Raw genomic sequence first — 2495 nt, 5'->3', positions numbered from 1 at the left:
AAAATCCGAAGTTAATTCTGGACGACTCCTAACAAGCAATTTAATCGAGATAATTCTTCTATTGAACCAGAAACCCTGGCTCTTAAACCAGGGTTTGTTTGTGTGGTGAGAAGAGATTCTCATGATTTCTTGTATGTTTAAATTATTTAGCTTGTTCAGCTTATTTTTTGTAGGGAAGTATCGCAGTCGAGTTTTTCTAATTTTTCGGCGATTGCTTCTCTAATGAACTCTCGGTAGTTTTCAACCTCTTTCAGTCGAGAGTCCATTGTTTCCGTAATTCTCACTGTAACTTTTTTATTGAGTGGTTCTTGACGATTGGTTGTAAAAGCATATTTAGTCCCAAAATCAGGATTACCACCTGGTCTTCCTCTACCCATAATTTTTTAGCTTTACCTCCTACATCTCTAGATTATAACTTGCCTTGTCGGCAATAAAGTTTTGTAAACAAAGAAGCAAAAAGAGTATTATAGAATGTCCTCGCCTTATAATAGTAATCTTATGTGATTATTCCTTAAAGCCAACTGAAATTTGGCTTTAAGGAGATTATTCAAAACCAAGCAAGATTCTGAACTATGAATATTTTAAAACAATCACCAGAGCAGTCGTTTGGGCTGACACAAATTGTTGAATCACTGATGATTTGCTCCCCAATGAATGGTCATGGCTTATCTTGGGGAAATGTTACGGAGAAAGAAACCCAAGACCTAGAAGAAATGAATGGAGGTGCAGAATGAGCGTATCGACTTGCACTGCTAGAAGAACTCAACTATCGGAGTCTGATTACGAGCATTGCTGTATCAAAAGAGGATTGAACCCCTCTTGGATTAAAGCAGGGTGTCAAACCTTAACCCAGAGCCAAGCAGGAGAATATCTAGGCTACCCAGCCAAATCGGGAGGTATCTGGATCGAGGGCGCGAATGGGCAAGGACAATTTCGCCCCCATAAACCTTGGAGCAACAAACCAGGACAAAAAGCCCCAAAGTACAGAACGGCATTAGGGGATGAATACGATGCGCTCTTACCAGCACATCCCACAGACAAATATCACTGGAATCATCTTTCTTCTTTAAAACAAAAATGTTACAAAATTAATGATGTTCCTCTGTTGATAATCACAGAGGGAGGGTTTAAAGCCATTGCTCTATGTTCACACGAGCTTCCCACTCTTGCCTTATTAGGAGTAGAGATGGGGTTAACTCCCAGTAAAGATGACCCCCAAGGAAAGCGTTATCTAGTTCCCGAATTAGAAAGATTTGCCAAATCAGGATTTGGATTTATTTTTGCTTTTGACGCAGATACTTATACCAAGAAACCAGTTAAACAGGCATTAATCAAACTAGCCCGACAGATACAAAAATATAATGTGCCAGTTTATAATTTACCTGAATGGGACGAAAGTGACGGAAAAGGCGTGGATGATTTTGTGCAGAACAAAGGTATTGAAGAATTTCGTAAACAATTATTAAGCCAAGCCTACTGCTTTGATGATTGGTACTCTAAATACGGAGAGGATGCGTTCGTCACCGTAGGGGGAAACAAAATACCCAAACCAGACATTGTTGGAGCAGAGATAGCCGAACAATATAGCGAACGCTGGGTCTATTGTGATGAATTAAAAACCTGGTTGACCTACAGTCTGGAGACAGAAGGAATTTGGACTCTTGTTAGTAAAGATTACTTAGCAGCGGAAATACACGCCATCCTCAAGGCTCGGAATATCAAGGGATATGGTACTAATGCTTATGTTGAGAATATCATTGGCACTTTAAAAAGAGAATTATTCATCAGGAAGTGGGACGAAAAATCCTCTACTGATTGGTTGCCCTTCAAGAACGGAGTATTAGAGTTAGCGACAAACAAACTCCATGAACATAATCCTGGATTCAAATTCACGTGGCAACTTCCCAGAGACTATACGGTAGTTGAAAATGGCTGGCAGTCAATTGATAATTGGTTGAACGAGGCTACCAAAGGAAATTCTGAATATAAAGAATTATTACTTTGTTTCGCAGCAGCAGTGTTACGAGGAAGGAATGATTTACAGAAATTCCTGCATCTAATTGGTGGGGGTGGTAGTGGGAAATCTACCTTTACTACTTTGCTAACGGCTCTAGTAGGGGAATCAAACACCGCCACGATGAATTTATCAGAATTGGAGGACAAGCACGAGATAGCCCGTATCTTTGGCAAAAGATTAGTGGTGCTACCAGACCAAGATAAAGCACCCAAGAAGATGAGTAATTTCAAGCGGTTAACGGGTCAAGATAGGTTATCGGGTCGGAGACTGTTTGAAAACGGTTTTGAGTATGTATTTGGTGGGCTGACAGTAGTAACTTCTAACTTCCCCATCTTCCACACCAACTTAGGCTCTTGGTTGACCCGTAGAGTTAGTATGATTCCTTTTGACTATCAATGTCCCAAGCATCAGAAACGGGACTTGATGAAAGATTTTGAAGGGGAATTGGGAGCATTTACTTCTTATCTGTTGAGTATTC

3 protein-coding genes are annotated in these 2495 nt (G+C 40.2%); 2 read left to right on the top strand and 1 reads right to left on the bottom strand.

Annotated elements, in window-relative coordinates; all coding sequences use genetic code 11:
* Positions 1 to 155: 155 nt before the first annotated feature.
* Complete coding sequence (locus H1P_RS32685) at positions 156 to 377, bottom strand: hypothetical protein (protein ID WP_144875564.1); 222 nt, start codon at positions 375 to 377, stop codon at positions 156 to 158.
* 195 nt (positions 378 to 572) lie between these two features.
* On the opposite strand from H1P_RS32685, the gene H1P_RS36950 reads away from it, so the two are divergent.
* Both H1P_RS36950 and H1P_RS32680 read left to right on the top strand, forming a co-directional pair.
* Positions 573 to 734, top strand: a complete 162-nt coding sequence (locus H1P_RS36950; protein ID WP_186376288.1) for a hypothetical protein — start codon at positions 573 to 575, stop codon at positions 732 to 734.
* Positions 731 to 2495: phage/plasmid primase, P4 family (locus H1P_RS32680; RefSeq protein ID WP_144875562.1), on the top strand; the 1765-nt coding region annotated here is incomplete at its 3' end. The genes H1P_RS36950 and H1P_RS32680, both read left to right, overlap by 4 nt.

Source organism: Hyella patelloides LEGE 07179 (genome assembly GCF_900659865.1).
GTDB lineage: Bacteria > Cyanobacteriota > Cyanobacteriia > Cyanobacteriales > Xenococcaceae > Hyella > Hyella patelloides.
The sequence above is the reverse complement of the archived record's forward strand: the minus strand, read 5'-3'. Positions and strand labels throughout refer to the sequence as shown.

What these genes read in the sequence shown, in the direction of transcription:
- H1P_RS32685 (WP_144875564.1), bottom strand. Translation starts at nt 377, where the DNA reads ATGGGTAGAGGAAGACCAGGTGGTAATCCTGATTTTGGGACTAAATAT.
- H1P_RS36950 (WP_186376288.1), top strand. Translation starts at nt 573, where the DNA reads ATGAATATTTTAAAACAATCACCAGAGCAGTCGTTTGGGCTGACACAA.